The organism is Bacillus sp. UNC438CL73TsuS30, assembly GCF_000482325.1.
GTDB lineage: Bacteria > Bacillota > Bacilli > Bacillales > Cytobacillaceae > Neobacillus.
This window is the reverse complement of the sequence record NZ_KI535295.1, coordinates 187,041-207,915: the sequence shown is the minus strand read 5'-3', so window position 1 is coordinate 207,915 and position 20,875 is coordinate 187,041. Positions and strand designations below refer to the sequence as shown.

Genomic DNA, 20,875 nt, shown 5'->3' with positions numbered 1-20,875 from the left:
TAAATTTCCTCCGTACCCATTATCTGTAAATCAATAATCATTTGCCTTGGTTTACAGTATATTTGAATATAACTGTTGAATATGGTCAATTTGTTTTGAAAAGGAGTCATCGATAGCTGTAACACTTTTGATAGGCACCCTGACAATCTTTCGATTTCCCACAATATTTCCACTGAATTCTGAATCTAATGGTTTCCCATCGATTTGTAAATATTCTGCACACAATTTCCAATAATCCTTTTTACCGCTTTCAAAGAAATAACTGCCAGGCTTTTTGCTTTTGATGATTTCCAACATAGCATCAAGTGCATCATCAATGAACAATGCGTCCGTCCGATCTTCCCGCCCCCCTTGACCCTGAACATTTCGATTCAGATTCGTTAAAATTTTTCTTTGAAAGAGAAAGGTTTCAGGCTGCCAAGGGCCGTAAATAGTAGGTAAATAAAAGAATTGAGTTTCGTCCACCGGTATATTCATTTTCGTAAGAAAGTCATTAAAGGTGTTTAACGTATTTGAGAATTTAGAGCTTGCAGCCAATTGGCTCGGCAGAAGTATTATATTTAAATCTTTTCCTTCCCTTTCATTCACATATTGAAGAATGGGCTTTGTTACAGATTTATTTTCCAAAAGATTCTCTTTATGAAGCATATAGAGGTCATAAAGAGAAATAATAACATTCGTTTTTGAGATAGGCTCGTCATTTCGTACTGCCCATTCTGTTAATGAAACCTCATTAAAGTTAGCATTTCTGCCAACTTCCAGTCTTTTCTCGTCAAGATAGGGTTCCTTTTGACTCTTATCCAAAACCACCCCATTCACTTCTACCCCATTATTCAGCAATGCCTTGCAAAAATGAAAGCTTACGAAATCGAATACATTAAAAATAACTGTCTTGTCCATAAAATCTTCCTCCCTAAAATTACCTTATTGAATCCTATGCAGATAATAAGGAATTATTTCATTTAGGGAGGAGGTGAATTAAAGGAATATTTCATATCGCTTGAAAAACTTTATAAACATTTTACCCAGCTGTTGTTTTTTTTCAGGAACAACATAACTTGGGCTAATTTCCGTTTGGCTGACAATTTGCTGGATAAGCTTTGATTGATGATAGGATTTTCCACCAGACATAACATGAATGATTTTTACAGGTATACCAAAGTCAAGTTTAATCACACCATTTGATTGGAGAAGTTCACCTTCAAGAATTTTATGATCCTTTTTATAAGCTGCCTCTAATTCTTTCATCAATTTTTTATAGAAAAATTTATGTTCTTTCTCTTGTTCAAGATGATGCTTTAACGAAAGAATCGGATTTAGGAGAGCCACTGACCTGAGATGATCCTTCATTTTCTCCATTAACTTTATTGCCACAAGAGCTCCCATACCTTCTGCTAAAATATGAATCTTGTCATTCAAAATTTCATTGCGAATCACATATTGATATAATCTTTCGGCTAGTACCACCGCTTCTTCACTGCCCCAATTTCGGCCATACAGATTTGAGGAAAAAATGGTGTACCCAGATTCTTTTAATTGGTTGATAATCGTAAGCTTTCCTTCATTCTGAACCCAAAAGCTTTTGCTTTCATCCACAAAATGCCTTTCATCACCGATTACTAAAATCCCGAAACCTGTAGGCCTTTCAGGGTAATGGATGATATTCCACTCGGTATCCAACTGAAAATTCCGGTTCTCCATCGTTATATCCCCTTTTACATAAAACCTCACCATATTGTATGTTGCTTCACATAAGTTGAAAGGGGGGTTTGCCCAATTAGCAAGGTATTCAGCGTATTTTTTAGCCCATAATGGAAAAAGCGAAAATAGCGTTTATTAATTTAATATGCTATGGTAATATTAAATGAGATGAAAAATTTTTAGAGGTGAATTTTGTGCGATATTTTTGGGCTTTTTTCTGGGCATTTTTATTAGTTGAGATGTTAACATATGTTGTCAGCTCGATGACTGGAGCTACTTTTAATTTTCAACTCGGTGCAATCTTAGGAGTAATTGTAACTATTTTAGTTTATGTTATTTCTGCAGTGATTCCGAACGAACCTGCTCAAAAACATTAAACAGTAGCAAAAGGTCATCCTTTTCTCAGGATGACCTTTTTTCTTTGCGTACTCTACGCTTTATTGAACGGATATGTCTATTCCCCCATTATTACAATCCACAATTACTTTCGAGTGATCGCGTACTTTTCCCGCAATGATCGCTCTAGCCAGCTTTGTCTCAATGCTCCTTTGGATATACCGCCTTAATGGTCTTGCTCCAAAAACAGGATCAAACCCATTTTCAGCGATAAACTCTTTTGCCTCATCACTTACAAAAATTTCAATATGTTGATCCTTTAAACGATTCTCCAGTTCATTCATCATTTTCACTACAATCGTTTTGATTTCACTTAAAGATAATGGTTTAAAAAGAATGGTTTCATCAATCCGATTCAAAAACTCCGGTCTAAAATGGGTTCTTAATTGATTAAATACTTTATCTCTAGTAGTTTCACTTATTTCACTCTCATTTTGACTACCTTCAAGTAAATACTGTGATCCAAGATTGGATGTCATAATCATGACTGTATTTTTAAAATCTACAGTCCGTCCTTGCGAGTCGGTAATTCGCCCATCATCAAGAGCTTGTAATAAGATATTAAAAACCTCTGGATGTGCTTTTTCAATTTCATCAAGCAAGATGACGGAATAAGGTCTTCTTCGAACGGCTTCCGTCAACTGGCCGCCTTCTTCATACCCCACATATCCAGGAGGTGCGCCAATTAGCCTTGAAACAGAAAACTTCTCCATATATTCCGACATATCAATTCGAATGATTTGCTCCTCACTATCAAATAGAGCCTCAGCTAAGGCTTTGGCTAATTCCGTTTTCCCGACACCGGTTGGTCCTAAAAATAGGAAAGAGCCAATTGGACGGTTTGGATCTTTAATCCCTGCACGAGCTCGAAGTACAGCATCTGAAACCAATTGTACTGCCTCATCTTGACCTATGACTCGCTCATGTAATAGAGATTCGAGCTTTAATAGCTTTTCCCTTTCTCCCTCTACCAGCTTTGATAACGGGATTCCAGTCCACCTCGATACAATATTTGAAATCTCTTCCCCTGTTACCTCTTCCCTTAAAAGCTTATCACTCTTTTCAGCTGCAGTTTCCAACTCCTTTAGTTCCTTTTCGGCTGATGGAATAAGCCCATGGCGAAGTTCTGCAGCTCTGTTTAAATCATAACGGTCCTCTGCTTGCTGGAGTTCACGGCGAAGTTTTTCAATTTGCTCCCGCTTCTCTTGAAGCTTTTGGATGCTTTGCTTTTCAAGAAGCCATTTTGCTTTCATGGCATCTGCCTGTTCCTTAAGTTCCGCTAGCTCTTTTAAAAGGATTTCCAGTCTTTGTTTACTTGCTTCATCCTGTTCCTTTCTTAAAGCAGCCTCTTCAATTTCTAACTGCATGACCCTGCGTGTGACCTCATCCAGTTCTGTTGGCATCGAGTCGATTTCAGTTCGAATCAGTGCACACGCCTCATCTACCAAATCAATCGCCTTATCAGGTAAGTATCGGTCCGTTATATAGCGATCTGATAAAGTTACGGCTGCAACAAGTGCATGGTCATGGATTTTCACACCATGATGAACCTCAAAACGTTCTTTTAACCCTCTTAATATCGAGATAGTATCTTCCACATCTGGCTCCTGAACAAGAACCTGTTGAAATCTTCTTTCAAGTGCAGGGTCTTTTTCAATATACTTTCGATGTTCATCAAGTGTAGTGGCACCAATACAATGCAGTTCCCCACGTGCTAGCATTGGTTTTAACATATTCCCGGCATCCATTGCTCCTTCCGTTTTACCTGCGCCGACAATGGTATGAATTTCATCAATAAACAAGAGAATTTGTCCTTCACTTTTTTTTACTTCATTTAAGACTGCTTTTAGTCTTTCCTCAAATTCTCCTCTGAATTTTGCACCGGCAATTAAAGCACTCATATCCAATGAGAAAATCGTTTTATCTTTCAGACCTTCCGGAACATCCTTTCTTACAATCCTTTGTGCCAACCCTTCAACTATGGCCGTTTTTCCTACTCCGGGCTCACCAATTAAAACCGGATTATTTTTCGTTTTTCTTGATAAAATTCGAATAACATTACGTATTTCTGTATCTCTTCCAATTACCGGGTCCATTTTTCCTGTCTTTACTTCCTCCACTAAGTCTCTACCATATTTCTTTAAGGCATCATACCCTGCCTCAGGATTTTGTGAAGTCACTCTTTGGTTCCCCCTTATTTCTTTAATCGCCTGCATAACTTCTTCCGGTGTCTTCCCCATTGCTTTTATGATTTTTTTGAAGTAGCTTTCATTTGAAAAAGCAGCTGCGAGCAATACATGTTCTACTGATAAATATTCATCTGAAAACTTGGCAGCAAATTCATCACCTTCTGCAAAAAGCCTTTGGAGCAATCCCGTAATGAAAAGTTTTCCTTGTTCTGCCCCTCCCCCAGTAACATGAGGTTTTTTTTCAAGCTCTTCCTGAAATTTCTCTACAACCAGCTGTGATGGCAAGCCAATTCTTTCCATAATTGAAACAGCCAGACTATCTTCCTGACTCATAAGCGCTATAAATAAATGAGGTTCATCTACCTCTTGATGATGATGTTTTACGGCAATTGTTTGCGCATTGAGTAATCCAGTTTGCAAACGTTCTGTCATTTGGTTTAAGTCCATACTCCCACCTCGTTTGACCTTTTTTGACCTTTAAGTATATTATATCCAATTCCTGATAAATTACAAATTTTGCACAAGAGAAAAGCCATCCTCTTTGGATGACTTTTTGTTTGTTTATGGTTTCCGCTGATAGGTCCAATGGCGGTTATCATTTGACGTTTCAGGGAATGCATCTCCTGCTTTTAGCTTAATCTTTTTGGGATTTACAACATTATCTCCTGTTTCGCCTACCTCAATATATAACCCATTGTTTGGCGCCTTTTGTCCTGATTTAAAATGGCGATTTTGTCCCATCCAAATCCCTCCTTATCGAATACAGTATTATTGTTTCCAAATATAACGCAGCCATTAGAGGAATTTCTTTGAAGCACTTACCATTTTCCGACATTATTTCCTAAGTAATATTCGAGATTTTTTTTAGTTTATGACGATTGTATGAACTTATTCTACAGTTATTGCTAAATTTTCTTTGTAATCAATATAATTATAGTATAAACTTGCGATTCGTTTCGCCCCCTTTAAGGTGGTTATGGATATGAAGTCATTAAACGAAATTCCCTTTATGCTGGATGAACTTTCAAAATTGTTCCATCATACTCGTAAAATGGAAAAGGGTTCTTTTCTTTTCCAAGAAGGTTCTGCAGCCAATGAACTATATATGATCCAAAGCGGAATAGTACAATTAACGAAAATAATCCCTGATGGACGTGAGCTTACCTTAAGAATGTGTTCGAGAGGAGAGTTGGTTGGTGAACTTGATTTATTTACCCCAGCCCCGTCCTACCTTTTAAGTTCCCGCGTGGTGGAGAGCGGAGAAGTGGCGGTAATTATGAAGGATGTTCTGGAAGAAAAACTTTCGACAAATCTTCCGCTTTCCTTAGAATTTATGAAATGGATGAGTAAGCAATACCGGAAAACACAGACTAAATTCCGCGATCTCGTCCTTCACGGTAAAAAAGGTGCATTATACTCCACCCTAATAAGGATTACGAATAGTTATGGAGTTAAAACCAGTAACGGAATTTTAATTGAATTACCGTTAACAAATCAGGATCTCGCCAATTTCTGTGGTACATCCCGTGAAGTGGTGAATCGTTTACTTAGCGAACTGCGAAAAAATGGGATAATTTCGGTGAATAAAGGTTCAATTACTGTCCATGACCTTAATTATTTAAAGACAGAAATTGATTGTGAGGATTGTCCGATAGACATATGTAAAATAGACTAAAAAATCGGTCGAGGGACCGATTTTTATTTTAGGATCACCAATTGTATGGTCATAACTATAAAAAAGATGGCCGAATTAATAATTTCATAAATACCAATTTGTTTTGGTGACAATGGTCTTCCATAAAAAAGAATCGAGCGAATAAGGCTCGGTATATAGGCAATCGCCGTAATCCCAAAACCGGATAAGACCCAAACCGCAGGTATTAGGATATGATAAACCCATGATATCCATTTAAAATGCAGATTTCGTTTTTCCCGAATCATTGTTTTTACATAAAATGTACAACCAATAAAGAATAAAACAGAGGCTAAAAAGAGCAGGATGGAATGGGCTGTTATTATCCCCATCCCTAGATAACTGGAAGCTAAACCGGCAATCGAAAAAGCAAAAATAGCGCTAAAGTCATTCATTAAAGCCCTGTCTTTATTCTTTGTTGAAAAAATGGCATTAATGATAAAAAACGGAACCATCAAAAGACCGAAATGAAAGATGGAAGGTCGTTTAAGAAGTGGTAACAGTAAGAATAAAATAGCAGGAATCATGTAAAAAAGGGTCCATTTTGTATAAAAAGGGAGCTTCTTCTTTTTAAATAATAGCAGCATCGGATAGGTCCCTAGATATAATAAAATCCAGCCAATAAAAAAGGGAATGTCCTGCCATATAAATCCCCCATTTATCACTCCGAGCCAAAATGGAATGATGGTCATCGCCCACGCACCATGCTGTTTTGGTAAAAAAAGCTTCATTTCGTTCACTCCTATTCCCTTGGCTTATCCTAAATATAAGATAGAAAAACCAGAAAATATGTGAAACAAATCACAGATTTATCAAGATAATTGTGAAGAAATATTCACTTTTATATCGTTAAAGAACATTTTTGATAAAAAAGTTGATTGGAGCGGAAGGTGCGAAGACTCCTGTGGGAGTACGGGGTAGGGGAGACCCCGCAGGAGCGAAGCGACGAGGAGGCTTCCCGGCACGCCCACGGAAAGCGTAGCGCCTGGAGCGGAAATCAACTACCAATTTTAACAGGGAGAGAAAAAAAGAAGGCTCAGGCCTCCTTTTTTATTAGTAATTCTGCAATTTTATTTACGGCCGTTTTATCGTGAATAGAAAAGTTAATTATATCTTTTTGTTGATCTAAAATTGGTTTTATTGCTTCATCCCAATATAGAACAATTTTTACATTTTGAACTGTTTCTAATAATGAGAGACCCGCTTTATCTCTTATAATCAAAAGCTTTGGATAATGCTGATACTTATGCCCTTCAATTAAGATGACATCTGGCTGTAAATTTTTTAAAAGTTCAATTTGCTTTTCAAGTGGTGTTACTGTGTTTTCCACTTGAAGCAACAATCTCCCCTCACCTTCGACAATGGAAGCAGCTGCTCCAGCATCAATATGCCTTGAAGAATCTTTTCCGGATAATACAGTCGGCTTTCCACCATGGCCATGATGTTTAATCGTAACGGTTTTGCGGTTTCGTAATGTTAAAGCTTCAATAAGCTGTAACATTAAAGTCGTTTTTCCGCTATTTTGAAAGCCCACGATTTGAAAAATAACTGGCGTTACCAAGGCCACTCACTTCCGGTTTGATCTTCTAATAAAAGGATATCGACTACATTTCCCGCCTCAAAACCCCTTGTACCACCAGGCAGCACCATTAAAGAATTTGCACCAGCAAGACTTGTCACGATATTGGACTTATCTGTCCCGCTAGGCGAAACTGTCAGCTTGCCTTCATTTATTTGCACAGTGCTTCGAACAAATCGGGTAAATGGATTTGGTTTTGGAAAATTTCCCAGGAGTTCAGCCTTTTCTTTTCTTAGATGCGGTTGAGTTGAAAACAACATCCTACGAATAATTGGCCTCGAAAATAATTCAAAGCCTACATAACAAGCTGAAGGATTTCCCGAGAGACCAAAAAGAATTTTACCTTGAAATTTAGCAACGGTTGTCACACTCCCCGGCCTCATTGCTACCTTATTAAATAAAACCTCGGCTCCCAACTTTTGATAGATTTCAGGAAGATAATCAAAATCACCAACCGACACTCCACCCGTTGTGATGAGTAAATCGACTTTTTCTAAAGCATTTTTCACTGCATTAAAGCATGTATCAAAATCATCAGGGAGCTTGCCATAATAATGAGCCATTCCTCCGGCTCTTTCAATTTGGGCAACAATCATGTGGGAATTGCTGTTGCGGATTTTTCCTGGTTCCAACGGTTCATTTACCTCCAAAAGCTCCGTTCCTGTTGCAAATAACCCAATAACAGGTTTTTTTGCGACCGGAACCTCACTATAACCAAAGGTTGCAAGAATGGCTTGTACACCAGGATTAATATATGTACCTTTTTTTACTAGGGTTTCCCCAGCTTTTGTATCTTCACCTCGAAATGACACATTATCCCCCTTATTAAGCTTTCGCTTAATGGACATAAAGCGTTTACCATTTTTTTCGAAGCTATTTGTTAACTCAAGCATAACAACTGCATCAGCTCCATTCGGCATCATTGCACCGGTCATAATCCTGACTGCTTGAAATTCATTCACGATTTGACCGGATACATGGCCTGCTCCAATATGGTCAATGACTTCAAACTCAACAGGGTGGTCAAGCGAGGCATTCTTTGTATCAATTGAACGTACTGCGAAGCCATCATAGGGTGACCTGTCAAAGTGTGGGACATCACTCGTGGCAATGATATTTTCCGCTAATATACGACTATAACACTCTTCAATAGGTACATATTCAGTCACGCCAGTTAATTGGTTTTCCATTATTTTTTTTACCGCATCCCCTACTGGTATCGGCTTTCTTCTTTCTAACAAAGCAATCAGCTCCTGCCTTTAATCGGTCAAATTCTTAATTCATAATAGATAATTTTATTATAAGACTATCGAAACGGTATGAACATCGCAACTATCAGTGACGACATACTCTTATTTTAAACAAAAAATTCATATGAATTGTGTGATTCATGTCACCTGTTTTTTATTCGATTTCGATTATGCTTATAGTAAGAAATAAAAAATACTTTTCAATTTTAGGAGGAAACAAAATGTCCATTCCATTTACTTCAGATACATTAGTTAAAGATATTGTAAACGAATTACCTAAAACAAGTGATGTGTTTAAAAAGAACCGGATAGATTTTTGCTGTGGCGGTAATATACCACTATCTCAAGCTGCTGAACAAAACCACCTAAATATGGACAATTTAATCGAAGAATTAAAAGAGGTTTATGAAAAAAGTGAACCTGCTGATACAGATATAGAAGTATGGACTAATTCTGATTCCAATACGATTATCGATCATGTTATTGTGGGTTATCACCGTGTTACCGAAGAAGAGTTAACACAACTTAGCCCCTATGTGACAAAGGTATCACGTGTACATGGTGACAACCATCCAGAGCTGTTAAAAGTAAATGAACTATTTTATGAATTTAAAAAAGAAATGATTGAACACATGGCAAAAGAAGAAGAAATTGTTTTCCCATTAATTAGACAGCTGGCAAACAATACAGCACCAAATCGTGTAGAGGCCATTGCAATGATTGTCGAACTTGAAAAAGAACATGACCATGCCGGAGAAATTTTAAGACAAATTCGCGCGGTAACAGCTGATTTTGAACTTCCATTAGATGCCTGCGGAACTTATCGATTAGTTTACAAGCGTTTGGAGGATCTTGAAGGATTAACCTTTATGCACGTACATCTTGAAAATAACATTTTATTCCCTCGCTATATAGATTAATAAAAAAACAGCCTGCTTGAAGTGAAAGCAGGCTGTTTTTTATTATCCACCGATATAAGACATTTCAATTTTTTTCCGCTTCTTATTGGATTCAGCCATTCTTTCGTCAGAATAGCGATCATCGCGACCATTCCAAATTTCTGAAATCCGCTTGGTAAGCTCCTCTTCCGTCGCACCATTTCTCATGATATTACGAAGGTCATGACCGTTTCCATTAAACAAACAGGTAAATATTTGGCCATTTGCCGACAAGCGTGCACGGGTACAGCTTGAACAAAAAGACTCAGACACGGATGAAATAAACCCAACGTTTACATTCGTATCTTTATAACGGTAAAGTTTCGCCACCTCACCAAAATAAGCAGGGTTCACCGGCTCCAACTCATACTGTTCTTTTAGCATTTCATAAATCTGCTTTTTCGTAATGACATCATCCATCTTCCAGCCATTCGTTGAACCGACATCCATAAATTCAATATACCGGAGCTCAAGGCCATTTTTCTTGCAAAAATCCGCCATCGGGACAATTTCGGTATCGTTTAGCCCTTTTTTAACTACCATATTAATTTTTACGCCTAATCCTGCTTGTTTTGCCGCTTCGATTCCTTCTAGAACAGGTTTGGTTCCGATATTTCGCCCGTTTATTTTTCCAAACAATTCATCATTCAGGCTGTCAAGGCTGACATTCACCCGTTTAAGTCCGGCCTGTTTTAGTTTTTCAGCAAATTTCTTCAGCATTACACCGTTTGTTGTTAAACCAATATCTTTAAGACCTTCTATTTTAGAGAGTTTGCTAACCAAAACAGGTAAGTCTCTTCTTAACAGGGGTTCTCCACCTGTTAATCGAATTTTTTCAACTCCTAATTGAACAAAGATCTTTGCTAGCCGCTCAATTTCTTCATAGGTTAATAAAGCGCTTTTTGGTAAAAAAACAAAATCGGGTCCAAATTGATCGGCTGGCATGCAATACTGGCAGCGGAAATTACAGCGGTCAATAACAGAAATCCGCAAATCATGTAATGGCCGATCAAATTTATCTTTAATAATGGTATTTTCCATTCTAATCAACTCCATTATTTTTAAAAACCCACTCATTTATTATAGTTTCAATGAATCCACTTTTCACTAGTTAACTTATTTTTATCATAACAGAAGATGGATTGAGTACAAACGATTGTTATTGGAAATACCCATCCACAACATTTCAAAACATTAAAAAGCATAATCAGTTTTCACTATATTGTCATTGTTTACTTCTTTTTTTTACAAAAACCTGAGGTAAAATGTTTATAACAATACAAAAATGACCTAGTGAAATATAACTAGTTTTTAACTATAGACGGGGTGAGAACTGAATGATGACGAAAATGAAACCAACCCATTCATTAGAAATAAAAGAATTACTTAAATTCGCTGACCGTAAGTTCAGAAGTGAGAGAGGAAAATTTTTATTCCAAGAAGGAATGGCGGCTGAGGAGCTCTATATCATCCTTTCCGGCAAAATCCAAATTAGTAAAATTACCTCAGATGGACGGGAGCTTTCCTTAAGAATCTGTGGGGAAAATGATATTTGTGGAGAGTTGACACTATTCACGGATAATCCAAAATTTTTACTTAGTGCCAAGGTCCTAGAAGAAGGGGAAATTGTCGCTATTAAAAAAGATGTGATTGAAAGCGAAATTTTCCAAGACAGCAAACTTGCTTTTGAATTCATGAAATGGATGAGTGATCATTTCCGCAAAACCCAAACAAAATTTCGTGACCTTGTCTTAAATGGTAAACGCGGCGCACTTTTTTCAACGCTTATTCGAATGTCTAATAGTTATGGTATTCATAAGGACCGTGAAATATTAATTGATTTACCCCTTACAAATCAAGAGCTTGCCAATTTCTGTGGCACCTCCCGCGAAAGTACGAATCGTATTTTAAGTGAATTAAAGAAGGACAATGTTATTTCAGTTAAAAAAGGAAAAATCTCAATTTTAGATCTTCAATATTTAAAAGATGAAATCGGCTGCGAGAATTGTCCAGCTGTTTATTGCAATATCGAATAGGATGGGAAACCATCCTATTTTATTTTTAATCGGGGAAGCACCCGGTTTTAATTACTTCCCCGAAATTTTTACTGGACTTGCTTATCCCTTAATGCTTTTGGAATGTAAACGCAGAATGGTTCACTTTCAAGATAATCCCCTGTCATCGCATATGCTCTAGATCTTGATCCACCACATACATAGCGGAATTCGCAAACACCACATTTCCCTTTAAACGAGTCCGGATCTCGCAACGATTTAAAGATTGGAGACTCACGGTAAATTTCTGCAAGTGATGTCTCACGGATATTCCCCGCTTTTACAGGTAAAAGTCCACTAGGATAGACATCACCGATATGAGAGATGAATACAAAACCATTTCCGTCATTTACACCTTTTGGTGCACGGCCTAGGCCGTCAATTGATCCTGTTAGTCCTTTTTCCGTTAGAGCAGTTAAATAGTCAATTTCATCGGTTTGTTGTTTCGCTTCACGCATTTTTTGCTGGATGACGACACGGCGGTAATGCATTGCTTCTGTTGTTTTAATATCAAAGGATACTCGTTTACTTAAATCATAAAGCCACCTTAGAACCCTTTCATGTTCTACTGGAGTGATCATATCCGAAGCCTGTCCTCTTCCAGTCGGTACAAGGAAAAAGACACTCCAAAGTACACAGTTTAAATCCTCGACCATTTTCGCCATTTCATTAAGATATTCAACATTATATCTTGAAATAACCGTATTAATTTGAATTGGCAGTCCTACCTCATGCAAGTAATTTATTCTTTCCATCGTCAAATCAAAGGACCCTGCGGTACCGCGGAAATGGTCGTGGATTTCTGCATTTGGTCCATCAATACTAAATGCCCAGCGGGAAAGACCAACTTCCTTCGCCTTTTGAATGGCTTCCTTCGTAACATTTGGAGTCGCACTCGGGGTCATCGAAACTCGGACGCCTTTTTCGACTGCATATTTAGCAATATCAAAGATATCTTCCCTCATAAGCGGATCTCCGCCTGTAAAGACTAGCATAGGATTATTCATTTCATATATTTGATCAATAAGATTTTTTCCTTCTTCAAAGTTTAATTCACGCGGGTCCCTTGCATATTGGGCATCGGCACGGCAATGCAGACACTTTAATTGACAAGCACGTGTAAGTTCCCAGATAACGATAAATGGATCTTTATTAAAATCTCGGCAAATAGCCATGATGAAACGCCTCCTACATCAGCTATTTCAAAAAAACAAACAGCTTTAATAACTGTATTATAAAGTTGTTTATATTTGAAAAATGTGAAGTAACTCACTAAAGAGGCGATTAAATATGTCTGTTTTGTGAAGACAAAAAAACAGCAAGAGTTCGACTCTGCTGTTTAAAAACTAAATTCTAGCGAATTCCAAGGGCAATTTTAGCGTAGCGTGACATCATTTCTTTATCCCATGGCGGATTCCAAACGATATTAACCTCTACATCTTTGACTTCCGGAATATCTGCTAATGATCTTTTCACCTGATCCACAATGGTTCCTGCAAGTGGACATCCCATTGAAGTTAACGTCATCGTAATATCAACTTTTCCTTGATCATCCATTTCCACATTATAAACTAAACCTAAATTAACGATATCAACACCCAATTCTGGATCGACTACTAACTCTAGGGCACCCATTATATTTTCTTTTAATTCCTCATTCATTGTGTTCACTCCTGTTCATTTTCTATTTACTTTACAAGTATTTTGCAAACCAATCAACCGTTGCTATTAAGCCGTCCCTGCTAACCTTATGACCGGCATGCTCATCTGTTATAAAAGCTAGCCTTTCAGGGTTTTGGCTATAGCTAGACATAATGCCTTCATAAAATTGATATGTTAAGGAATAGGGAACAATTGGGTCTTTTTTTCCATGCCAAAACAATAGCGGTCTTTGTTCTAGTTTTTCCGGATATAGACTTAGGTCATAATCCCTAAGAATCATGAGCTGATCCGCAATTTCTTCCTCAGTAAAAGGAATTTCCATTCCTTGGCTTTTTAAATGGTCAAGCTGCCAGAGAGAAAATTGCTCGTATGCCGGCATTCCCATTAAGCTAACTGCCGCTTTAATCCATGGGTACTGGGTGATAGCACCGAGTGTTACAATTCCACCCATTGAAGTGCCTACAAGGCCGATTCGGTTTGGATCAGCCAATCCAAGTTGAACGAAATGTTCTTTTAGCGTCTTAAGTTCAGAAATGGTTTTGATGACGATGTTCCAAAATTCGGTTACTAACTCCCTCTCCTCTATTGCTTTCTGACGTTCACCATGGTGCATGGTATCAGGCAAAATCACCCGAAAACCTTTTTCTGCTAATAGATAGGCATAGTGAAGATTATGTTCCTTTGCACTAGTAATTCCATGAATAAAAATAATGGTTGGCAGTGATTCTTGATGTATTTCTTTTTTAACTACTTCTAATGCAGGTATATCCTTAATGTACTCTCTTTCGATGATAACCACTATAGAATCCTCCTGAAGCTATATATAAGTATATCGATAATTTACATGGGATGATGTGAATTTTTTTACAGGTTAGGTATAAAATTGTTAACATAGTATTTATATAAGTTTTAGACCTGCTTTTCAATTATATGTAGAAAATCACATTTGTAGTGTATCATGTAAACAATCATTTTCCTAAAATAAAGCTTTTATCGCTTCCAAAATAAAAATAGAGAAGGAGTCCATATCCATATGGCAGAAAGACACTTAATTGCTTTAGATTTAGATGGGACATTATTAAAAGACGACAAAACGATTTCATTAAAAACAAAGGATATTTTGAAAAAAGCCCAAGACGCAGGACATATCGTTATGATTGCTACAGGGAGACCGTACCGCTCTAGTGAAATGTATTATCATGAATTGGAATTGAATACTCCTATTGTTAATTTCAACGGAGCATTTATGCATCATCCACGAAACCCTGGCTGGGGATTTTTTCATGAACCCTTGGATGTTAAAGTGGCAAAGGAAATTGTTGATGCCTGCAGATCCTTCCAATTTCATAATATTATTGCGGAAGTGATGGATGATGTTTATTTTCATTATCACGATGAAAAACTTCTTGATATTTTTGGAATGGGAAAACCAAAGGTAACAACAGGGGATTTAAGTAATTTTTTAAAGGATTCACCAACAAGTTTATTAATTCATACAGAAGAGGATGAATTACGGCTCATTCGCCAGCATTTATCTGAAATCCATGCGGAAGTGATTGAACAACGCAGTTGGGCTGCACCATGGCATGTGATTGAAATTATTAAATCGGGTATAAACAAAGCGGTTGGTTTGAAAAAGGCTGCTGATTTTTTCAATATTCCTGCTGAAAGAGTGGTTGCATTTGGGGATGAGGATAACGACCTTGAAATGATTGAATATGCTGGGCATGGAATTGCGATGGGCAATGCAATTGATCAGTTAAAAAATATTGCAAACGATATTACCCTTACGAACGAAGAAGATGGCGTCGGAAAATATATAGCTGATTTATTACATTTAAAATAGTGCTTTTTTCGCCATTGTTTACCTAAATGAAAACGTCAATTCGGAGCATACTAATTTTTGAGGCAGCACCTGCTGTTTCAATCGAAGCTCAAACATTGGAGGGATTCGAATGGGTAAACGAAACAAATCAAAACGCTTTGTCCAGCAAGGAAAAGATACGGTCTCTAAGCACGCCGAACGTATCCCCTATCACATGACCTACGCTGAAGCGGAAGCTCAGAAAATGTCTAATGTGCAAGACTCCTCGCTGGGAGGAATATAAAAATGGGTAACCAATTATTCCAGGAAGCACGAAGATTTGTGGAGATGGCGAAGTCTGCCAGCCCTGCTGAACGTGATTCGGCTGTGGAAAAAGCCAAAAATGCTTTAAGTTCCGCATTTGCCAATTCTACATTCGCCGAACAACGTCAGCTCCAACAAATGCAAAATGAGCTTGAGCAATAAGAAAAAGGAAAGCGCCTGGCGCTTTCCTTTTTCTCTCCTACTGATAAAATTTTTCTAAAGTAACTGAGAAGGAATGGATTATTTTATTTTCATGGTCTCGTTCATATAAAAATAAAATCAATGAACCATTATCCGGAAGCTTTGTTTCAGGAATTTGAATTTGTATAGTAAATGAATTCCAATCCTGTGGTTTCCCGTCAAGCTTTATTTGTGTTTCGTTAACAAACTCCTCATGCCCATCTTCCACTGTATAGTAAAAAACCCTTTGTGATGGTTTGATTTCACCACTTATTTTGTATTTTCCACGATTACCATTCACTTTCACATGGCGGAAAGCTGAATTTTCTTCAGGGATCATTATTTTTTTATGAATCGTTAATTTCTCTCTATTTGATATAGGTTCCTCATTCAAATTTACAGGTTTTAATGTGATATGAGCATTGTATTCACCGGCAGGAGCCCTTTTTCCGTCCACCATATAATCCCAGACAACAATTCTTTTATAAGAAGTTTTTGGCTCTATCTTTATTGTTTGAAATGCCTGCAAAAAATAGCGCCCTTTGGAATAGCGATATACTTCATTACCGCTTTTATCTGTGACGGTAATTTCAAAAAGCTGAGAAGTTGGAAATTCCAATTTAAGCGGTATTGCTCCTTCATTCTTGAGAAGAAACTCAAATTCCACAGATTCCGGCCCTGCTGAAGGAATTACATTAAATGTAAACGGCGAATCACTTACATTCCTCTCGTTTCCATTTGCAAACGTATTTGTATGAAAAGAAAAAAATAGTAGAAAGATACACAATAGATTTTTCATAATACCTCCTGTTAATCTTTTCGAAAGAAACCATAAATTCCTGCTGTTTGAACGATATTCGTAAATGCCTTTGGGTCAACTTCCTTTATAATTCTTTCTAAATCAAAAAGCTCATATCGTGTAATCACAATCATCAACATATCACGATTTTCATTTGAAAAAGCTCCCTTTGCCGGAATCAGCGTGATTCCTCTAACTAATTTTGAGTGAATTTCCTTTTTTAATTCATCCGCTTTTTTTGTAATGATCATGGCAGTCAGCTTTTCATGTCGTGTATGAATGGCATCAATGACCCTTGTGGATGTGTACAAGGTCACCAACGTATAAAGGGCCTTTTCCCAGCCGTAAAGCAGCCCTGCGGCAGCAATGATAATCCCATTTAAAATAAACATATACGTCCCCACCGGCTTGTCTTTCATCCTTGAAAGAACCATTGCAATGATATCCAATCCGCCTGTTGAGGCTCCCCATTTCAAGGTTATTCCCACCCCAACAGCCAAAATAACACCACCAAACACAGCATTTAACAAGATATCATAAGAAACTTTATGAATAGGAATGATGGATAAAAATATTGAGGAAAGGACTACACTGAGGAAACTATAAATAGTAAATGACCTTCCTACCTTCATCCAGCCTAGAATGGCAACCGGAATATTTAACACCAGCAATAAAAATCCCATTGAGACATGAAGTGGAGTATAGTCACTTAACACTCTTGAAAGCAATTGCGCAATCCCAGCAAAGCCACTGGAATAGACATTTGCAGGAATTAAAAATAGGTTCATTGCTATTGCATTTAATAAAGCCCCTGCCACAACAATGATTAGTTTTTTCGCTTGCAGCCAAAGCATTTCATCATCCCCTTCATTTGTAAAATTCAATGTTCTGCTTGTGCAGTTATTTCCATTTCTGGATTGTATTTTTAGCTTTAAACCGATAAACTAAAGTTAACCATATTAGCTTGAAAGCAGGTGAGCTTCATGCCGATAAAGATTCTGGCGGATAGCGCATGTGATTTACCTCTCAGTTTTTATTCTGAAAGCAATGTAACACTGATTCCGCTAAAGGTTCACGTAAATGGTCAGGAATATGAGGATGTAAAAACCATTGATCCTAAAACTGTTTATGATGCCATTCGAAACGGAAGTGTACCGAAAACATCCCAAGCATCCCCTCTATTATTTGAGCAGATTTTTACAACCATGGCTGAAAATAATGAAGTTGGAATTTATATAGCCTTTTCCTCACAGCTATCCGGAACCTATTCAACCGCTGTTATGATTCTTGACCAAGTCAAGGAAAAATATCCAAATTTTGATCTAACAATTATTGATACGAAGTGTGCCTCTCTTGGACAAGGCCTGATTGTGATGGAAGCGGCAAGGCTTTCATCGAAAAATGTTCCGAAAGAAGAAATTTTGAAGGATGTTGTATTTAGAAGTCAGCATATGGAACACCTTTTCACGGTTGAGGATTTAGATTACTTAGCAAAGGGTGGCCGTGTTTCCAAAGCATCGGCGTTTCTCGGAGGATTACTTAATATTAAACCGGTTTTAAACGTAGAGGACGGAAAATTAGTTCCGATTGAAAAAATACGCGGTAAAAAGAAAGTATTGCGCCGTTTAATTGAATTGATGAGGGAGCGCGGTTCCGATATACAGGAGCAAGTCGTTGGAATCAGTCATGCTGACAATGAAGAAACAGCCTTGGAAATAAGAGCAATGATTGAAGAGGAATTACACCCCAAAGCGGTATATATTTCTTCCATTGGCTCAGCAATTGGATCCCATACCGGTGCCGGAACCATTTCAATTTTCTTCTTAAATCAACTTCCAAAAAAAATGGAATGAGGCATGCGCCTCACTCCATTTTTTATTTATGATCCGTCTTTTTCGAGTATTGATTTTTCCCTGCTTGGCGATTTTTTTCGCGCATCATGTTTTTTTCGTGTCTTAAGGCATTATTGTCCTGTGCTTTTTTATCATTATCTGATGTATGAGGCAAATTCAAAACTCCTTTCCTTCATGTTCAATCATTAGTGTAAGCATTTCGAAAAGGAGTATGTAATATGTTTGCTAATCTTTTTTTACATAGGTCCAACCATTCTCTTGATAGACCTTGCCTTCTTTCATCAGCTTTCCAAGAGCACGTTTAAAGGAACCTTTGCTTAAACCAAATCGTTCTTTAATATCCTCAGGCATACTCTTGTCCCCGTATGGCATGGCGCCATTTCTGCTCATTAAATATTCATAAATTATTTCTCCATCCTGATCCAGCGATTCCTCTTTTCTGGCAAGCAGTGAAATATTAACCGTCCCATCTTCTTTTACATCAATGATCCTGCCTTCGATTTTTTGTCCAAGACGGGGTTCTTGCTGTCTTTGTGACTCATGAATAAAACCCTTAAAGCCCTCAATTGTATAAACCCAGCTGCCGACCTTTGCCGTACGGAAAATATGGCCCTGAACATTTTTATTGAAAGCCTGTCTTGTTGCTTTGACGGAAATAGATTGAATGATCTGGTCACTGGCAAGCTTTGCGTACAAAAGATAATTACGATTTACCCTCAGAGTAATGTAAACCATATCACCAGGCTCCGGCCAGACGGACTTATGGGCTGGAAGATCGTCTGCACCTAATAAAAGGTCCTTTTGCATTCCAATATCTAAAAAGACTCCGATTTTCGGATTAACATCTGTTACCTTGACCCAGCCATACCTGCCAACAGAAATTTCCGGAATCTTTGTTGAAGCAATCATCCTGCCCTGCGAATCATGGAAAAGAAAGACCTCTAAGCGCTCTCCTTCTTCATATTCACGCTCGGTTTCATTTATATGTAACAAGACATCCTCATTTCCATCTGTTAAAAAATAGCCAAATGGCGCTTTTCGTGCCACTTCCAAACTGGTAGTCTGGCCAATCAATTCTTTTAATGACATGTTTTATTCCCCTTTTCTTTCCTTTGGAGATAGTTGTTTGAACTGCTATATTTTACTATAATTAATACCACTGCTCAACAATCGACAGTTTATTAATGGCTAAAACCTTATTAAATCAGTGTTTTTGACGTAATATTTATATTTTCTGCTTTGTAGAATAATGTATTCTCCTTCATTTATTTTGGGGATGTTTTGGGGGAACTTTTAATAAAAAGTGGACAGACGTGCAAAATAAAAAAGCCTCTCAATACCAGTAGGCTTTTTTAGTCAGTTGAAAAGTCCTTCGTTACATAGCTGTAAGCATCTGTATGTTCAGAAATTTGCTTCATGTATAACGCTTGAAGCGCCAAGTTAGATAATCTTTTCTTTTGAGGTAGTATTCTGTCCCTAGAAATAGATTGCACTTGTGTGAAATCTGCAAATGATTCTTTAATGCTAAATTCTTCGGATGCAGGAAGATAAAAGTATTTTGGATGTACATTTTGTCGAATAATTTCTTTTTCTCCTTCGGAAATATAATCCTTATCGAGAGTAAAGGTAGGAATTACAAAGATTGTGTCACTCTGTTGATTAAACGAATGATTGGACAGAATAATACCTGGCCTTTTTTTCGCTTTATAAACAACTAGTTCTTCTTTTTGGTGAATTCCTAATTTTTTCACTTCCGGTAAATCCTCACTAAATGCATCTGTAGGATTACGTTTTAAGGTTACAGATATTTCTGGTAATCTTTCATCAGACCGCAACGGGGGCGGTAATAATAGCTCTGGATTCTTATCTGTATCAACTCGCAAAATTAAAGGACTAGGGTTGTCAAGAAATAAAAAAGGGGCATGAACAAATAAGCCAGAAGTAAGACACTTTGGCACACGTAATTTCCCAACGTGCCAATCATAAAATGAAGGTGTCATGCTTTATCATTCCCCTTCAACATATGAACATCATTTAACTTTAGACGTTCAACAGGAATATAAGGTGTTTTACTTGATAAATGCCCTTTAATATTTACCTCTTTTAATAAATCCATATTCGGTTTTTTGTAGAATGGATTTGAACTTAAATTACCCATAATAATGCCTAACTCGTCATTATTCTTATGAGTATTCATTTTGAGATCCCCTCTGGTTCTCTCTTTATATTTTAATGGATTGCTATAATTTATAATTTGTTTTGCCTGTAATTCAATTATATCCGTTCTATGTTGATAATTTAAATTTACAACCATGCCTAGTCCTGTTATTAAGGAAAGTGTGCTTAATGTTTTGTTACGACTCGTTGATCTTTTACTTCTTTTAGTAAGTAGGTGATTTATTCTTACTTCTTCCACTTCACTAAGTAACATATTCAAGTTTGACATTATTATG

General features: G+C 37.3%; 25 protein-coding genes. 8 read left to right on the top strand and 17 right to left on the bottom strand.

Annotation, left to right across the window (positions count from 1 at the left end; translation table 11 throughout):
• Positions 1 to 51: 51 nt before the first annotated feature.
• Together M028_RS0114675 and M028_RS0114670 are read right to left on the bottom strand one after the other, a co-directional pair.
• Complete coding sequence (locus M028_RS0114675) at positions 52 to 900, bottom strand: hypothetical protein (RefSeq protein WP_026574519.1); 849 nt, start codon at positions 898 to 900, stop codon at positions 52 to 54.
• Positions 901 to 978: 78 nt separating this feature from the next.
• Positions 979 to 1,701: a hypothetical protein gene (locus M028_RS0114670; RefSeq protein WP_026574518.1), complete on the bottom strand. Its 723-nt coding sequence runs from the start codon at positions 1,699 to 1,701 to the stop codon at positions 979 to 981.
• A gap of 194 nt (positions 1,702 to 1,895) precedes the next feature.
• On the opposite strand from M028_RS0114670, the gene M028_RS0114665 reads away from it, so the two are divergent.
• Positions 1,896 to 2,078 (top strand): YjzD family protein, encoded by a 183-nt coding sequence (locus tag M028_RS0114665; protein WP_026574517.1) that lies wholly within the window; start codon positions 1,896 to 1,898, stop codon positions 2,076 to 2,078.
• Between the two features lie 60 nt (positions 2,079 to 2,138).
• Here the strand turns inward: M028_RS0114665 and clpB are convergent, their stop codons facing one another.
• Together clpB and M028_RS0114655 are read right to left on the bottom strand one after the other, a co-directional pair.
• Positions 2,139 to 4,733 carry an ATP-dependent chaperone ClpB gene (gene clpB / locus M028_RS0114660; RefSeq protein WP_026574516.1) on the bottom strand — a complete coding sequence of 865 codons (2,595 nt, stop codon included), beginning with the start codon at positions 4,731 to 4,733 and terminating at the stop codon, positions 2,139 to 2,141.
• Between the two features lie 114 nt (positions 4,734 to 4,847).
• Positions 4,848 to 5,027 carry a YjzC family protein gene (locus M028_RS0114655; protein WP_026574515.1) on the bottom strand — a complete coding sequence of 60 codons (180 nt, stop codon included), beginning with the start codon at positions 5,025 to 5,027 and terminating at the stop codon, positions 4,848 to 4,850.
• Between the two features lie 268 nt (positions 5,028 to 5,295).
• Here M028_RS0114655 and M028_RS0114650 point away from each other — a divergent pair, with 268 nt between their 5' ends.
• The gene (locus tag M028_RS0114650; protein ID WP_051591159.1) at positions 5,296 to 5,961 is read left to right on the top strand and encodes a Crp/Fnr family transcriptional regulator; all 666 of its coding nucleotides are present in this window, start codon (positions 5,296 to 5,298) and stop codon (positions 5,959 to 5,961) included.
• 23 nt (positions 5,962 to 5,984) lie between these two features.
• Here the strand turns inward: M028_RS0114650 and M028_RS0114645 are convergent, their stop codons facing one another.
• From M028_RS0114645 to M028_RS0114635, 3 genes are all read right to left on the bottom strand, one after another.
• On the bottom strand, positions 5,985 to 6,710 hold the full coding sequence (locus M028_RS0114645) for a YwiC-like family protein (RefSeq protein ID WP_026574513.1): 726 nt from the start codon (positions 6,708 to 6,710) through the stop codon (positions 5,985 to 5,987).
• Between the two features lie 305 nt (positions 6,711 to 7,015).
• Positions 7,016 to 7,546: a molybdopterin-guanine dinucleotide biosynthesis protein B gene (gene mobB / locus M028_RS30120; protein ID WP_051591054.1), complete on the bottom strand. Its 531-nt coding sequence runs from the start codon at positions 7,544 to 7,546 to the stop codon at positions 7,016 to 7,018.
• Positions 7,534 to 8,799 (bottom strand): molybdopterin molybdotransferase MoeA, encoded by a 1,266-nt coding sequence (locus M028_RS0114635; protein ID WP_026574512.1) that lies wholly within the window; start codon positions 8,797 to 8,799, stop codon positions 7,534 to 7,536. The genes mobB and M028_RS0114635 overlap by 13 nt, the downstream gene beginning before the upstream one ends.
• A gap of 230 nt (positions 8,800 to 9,029) precedes the next feature.
• On the opposite strand from M028_RS0114635, the gene ric reads away from it, so the two are divergent.
• A complete protein-coding gene (gene ric, locus M028_RS0114630) occupies positions 9,030 to 9,728 on the top strand; it encodes an iron-sulfur cluster repair di-iron protein (protein WP_026574511.1) in 699 nt (232 codons plus the stop codon).
• A gap of 42 nt (positions 9,729 to 9,770) precedes the next feature.
• On the opposite strand, the gene moaA is transcribed toward ric, so the two are convergent.
• Positions 9,771 to 10,787, bottom strand: a complete 1,017-nt coding sequence (moaA, locus tag M028_RS0114625; protein ID WP_026574510.1) for a GTP 3',8-cyclase MoaA — start codon at positions 10,785 to 10,787, stop codon at positions 9,771 to 9,773.
• A 296-nt stretch (positions 10,788 to 11,083) separates the two neighbouring features.
• On the opposite strand from moaA, the gene M028_RS0114620 reads away from it, so the two are divergent.
• A complete protein-coding gene (locus M028_RS0114620) occupies positions 11,084 to 11,782 on the top strand; it encodes a Crp/Fnr family transcriptional regulator (protein ID WP_026574509.1) in 699 nt (232 codons plus the stop codon).
• Positions 11,783 to 11,850: 68 nt separating this feature from the next.
• Here M028_RS0114620 and M028_RS0114615 read toward each other — a convergent pair whose 3' ends face one another.
• From M028_RS0114615 to M028_RS0114605, 3 genes are all read right to left on the bottom strand, one after another.
• Positions 11,851 to 12,975, bottom strand: coding sequence for a TIGR04053 family radical SAM/SPASM domain-containing protein (locus tag M028_RS0114615; protein ID WP_026574508.1), 1,125 nt, complete (start codon positions 12,973 to 12,975; stop codon positions 11,851 to 11,853).
• Positions 12,976 to 13,153: 178 nt separating this feature from the next.
• A complete protein-coding gene (locus M028_RS0114610) occupies positions 13,154 to 13,462 on the bottom strand; it encodes a metal-sulfur cluster assembly factor (protein WP_026574507.1) in 309 nt (102 codons plus the stop codon).
• Between the two features lie 31 nt (positions 13,463 to 13,493).
• Positions 13,494 to 14,261, bottom strand: a complete 768-nt coding sequence (locus M028_RS0114605) for an alpha/beta fold hydrolase (protein WP_026574506.1) — start codon at positions 14,259 to 14,261, stop codon at positions 13,494 to 13,496.
• Between the two features lie 234 nt (positions 14,262 to 14,495).
• On the opposite strand from M028_RS0114605, the gene M028_RS0114600 reads away from it, so the two are divergent.
• From M028_RS0114600 to M028_RS0114590, 3 genes are all read left to right on the top strand, one after another.
• On the top strand, positions 14,496 to 15,308 hold the full coding sequence (locus M028_RS0114600) for a Cof-type HAD-IIB family hydrolase (RefSeq protein WP_026574505.1): 813 nt from the start codon (positions 14,496 to 14,498) through the stop codon (positions 15,306 to 15,308).
• A gap of 109 nt (positions 15,309 to 15,417) precedes the next feature.
• Positions 15,418 to 15,570 carry a hypothetical protein gene (locus M028_RS33365; RefSeq protein WP_165976391.1) on the top strand — a complete coding sequence of 51 codons (153 nt, stop codon included), beginning with the start codon at positions 15,418 to 15,420 and terminating at the stop codon, positions 15,568 to 15,570.
• A 2-nt stretch (positions 15,571 to 15,572) separates the two neighbouring features.
• A complete protein-coding gene (locus M028_RS0114590; RefSeq protein WP_026574504.1) occupies positions 15,573 to 15,752 on the top strand; it encodes a DUF3813 domain-containing protein in 180 nt (59 codons plus the stop codon).
• Positions 15,753 to 15,789: 37 nt separating this feature from the next.
• Here the strand turns inward: M028_RS0114590 and M028_RS31520 are convergent, their stop codons facing one another.
• Positions 15,790 to 16,569 (bottom strand): BsuPI-related putative proteinase inhibitor, encoded by a 780-nt coding sequence (locus tag M028_RS31520; protein WP_051591053.1) that lies wholly within the window; start codon positions 16,567 to 16,569, stop codon positions 15,790 to 15,792.
• Between the two features lie 11 nt (positions 16,570 to 16,580).
• Positions 16,581 to 17,423 (bottom strand): YitT family protein, encoded by an 843-nt coding sequence (locus tag M028_RS0114575; RefSeq protein WP_026574503.1) that lies wholly within the window; start codon positions 17,421 to 17,423, stop codon positions 16,581 to 16,583.
• A 129-nt stretch (positions 17,424 to 17,552) separates the two neighbouring features.
• On the opposite strand from M028_RS0114575, the gene M028_RS0114570 reads away from it, so the two are divergent.
• Positions 17,553 to 18,422 carry a DegV family protein gene (locus tag M028_RS0114570; protein WP_026574502.1) on the top strand — a complete coding sequence of 290 codons (870 nt, stop codon included), beginning with the start codon at positions 17,553 to 17,555 and terminating at the stop codon, positions 18,420 to 18,422.
• A gap of 22 nt (positions 18,423 to 18,444) precedes the next feature.
• On the opposite strand, the gene M028_RS32130 is transcribed toward M028_RS0114570, so the two are convergent.
• The 4 genes from M028_RS32130 to M028_RS0114550 form a co-directional block, all read right to left on the bottom strand.
• Positions 18,445 to 18,576, bottom strand: coding sequence for a DUF3941 domain-containing protein (locus M028_RS32130; RefSeq protein WP_081810752.1), 132 nt, complete (start codon positions 18,574 to 18,576; stop codon positions 18,445 to 18,447).
• 71 nt (positions 18,577 to 18,647) lie between these two features.
• Entirely contained in the window at positions 18,648 to 19,511 is an 864-nt protein-coding gene (locus M028_RS0114560; RefSeq protein WP_026574501.1) for a CvfB family protein, read from the bottom strand.
• A 263-nt stretch (positions 19,512 to 19,774) separates the two neighbouring features.
• The gene (locus M028_RS0114555; RefSeq protein WP_026574500.1) at positions 19,775 to 20,422 is read right to left on the bottom strand and encodes a type II toxin-antitoxin system PemK/MazF family toxin; all 648 of its coding nucleotides are present in this window, start codon (positions 20,420 to 20,422) and stop codon (positions 19,775 to 19,777) included.
• The gene (locus M028_RS0114550; RefSeq protein ID WP_026574499.1) at positions 20,419 to 20,868 is read right to left on the bottom strand and encodes a hypothetical protein; all 450 of its coding nucleotides are present in this window, start codon (positions 20,866 to 20,868) and stop codon (positions 20,419 to 20,421) included. The genes M028_RS0114555 and M028_RS0114550 overlap by 4 nt, the downstream gene beginning before the upstream one ends.
• Between the last annotated feature and the right edge of the window lie 7 nt (positions 20,869 to 20,875).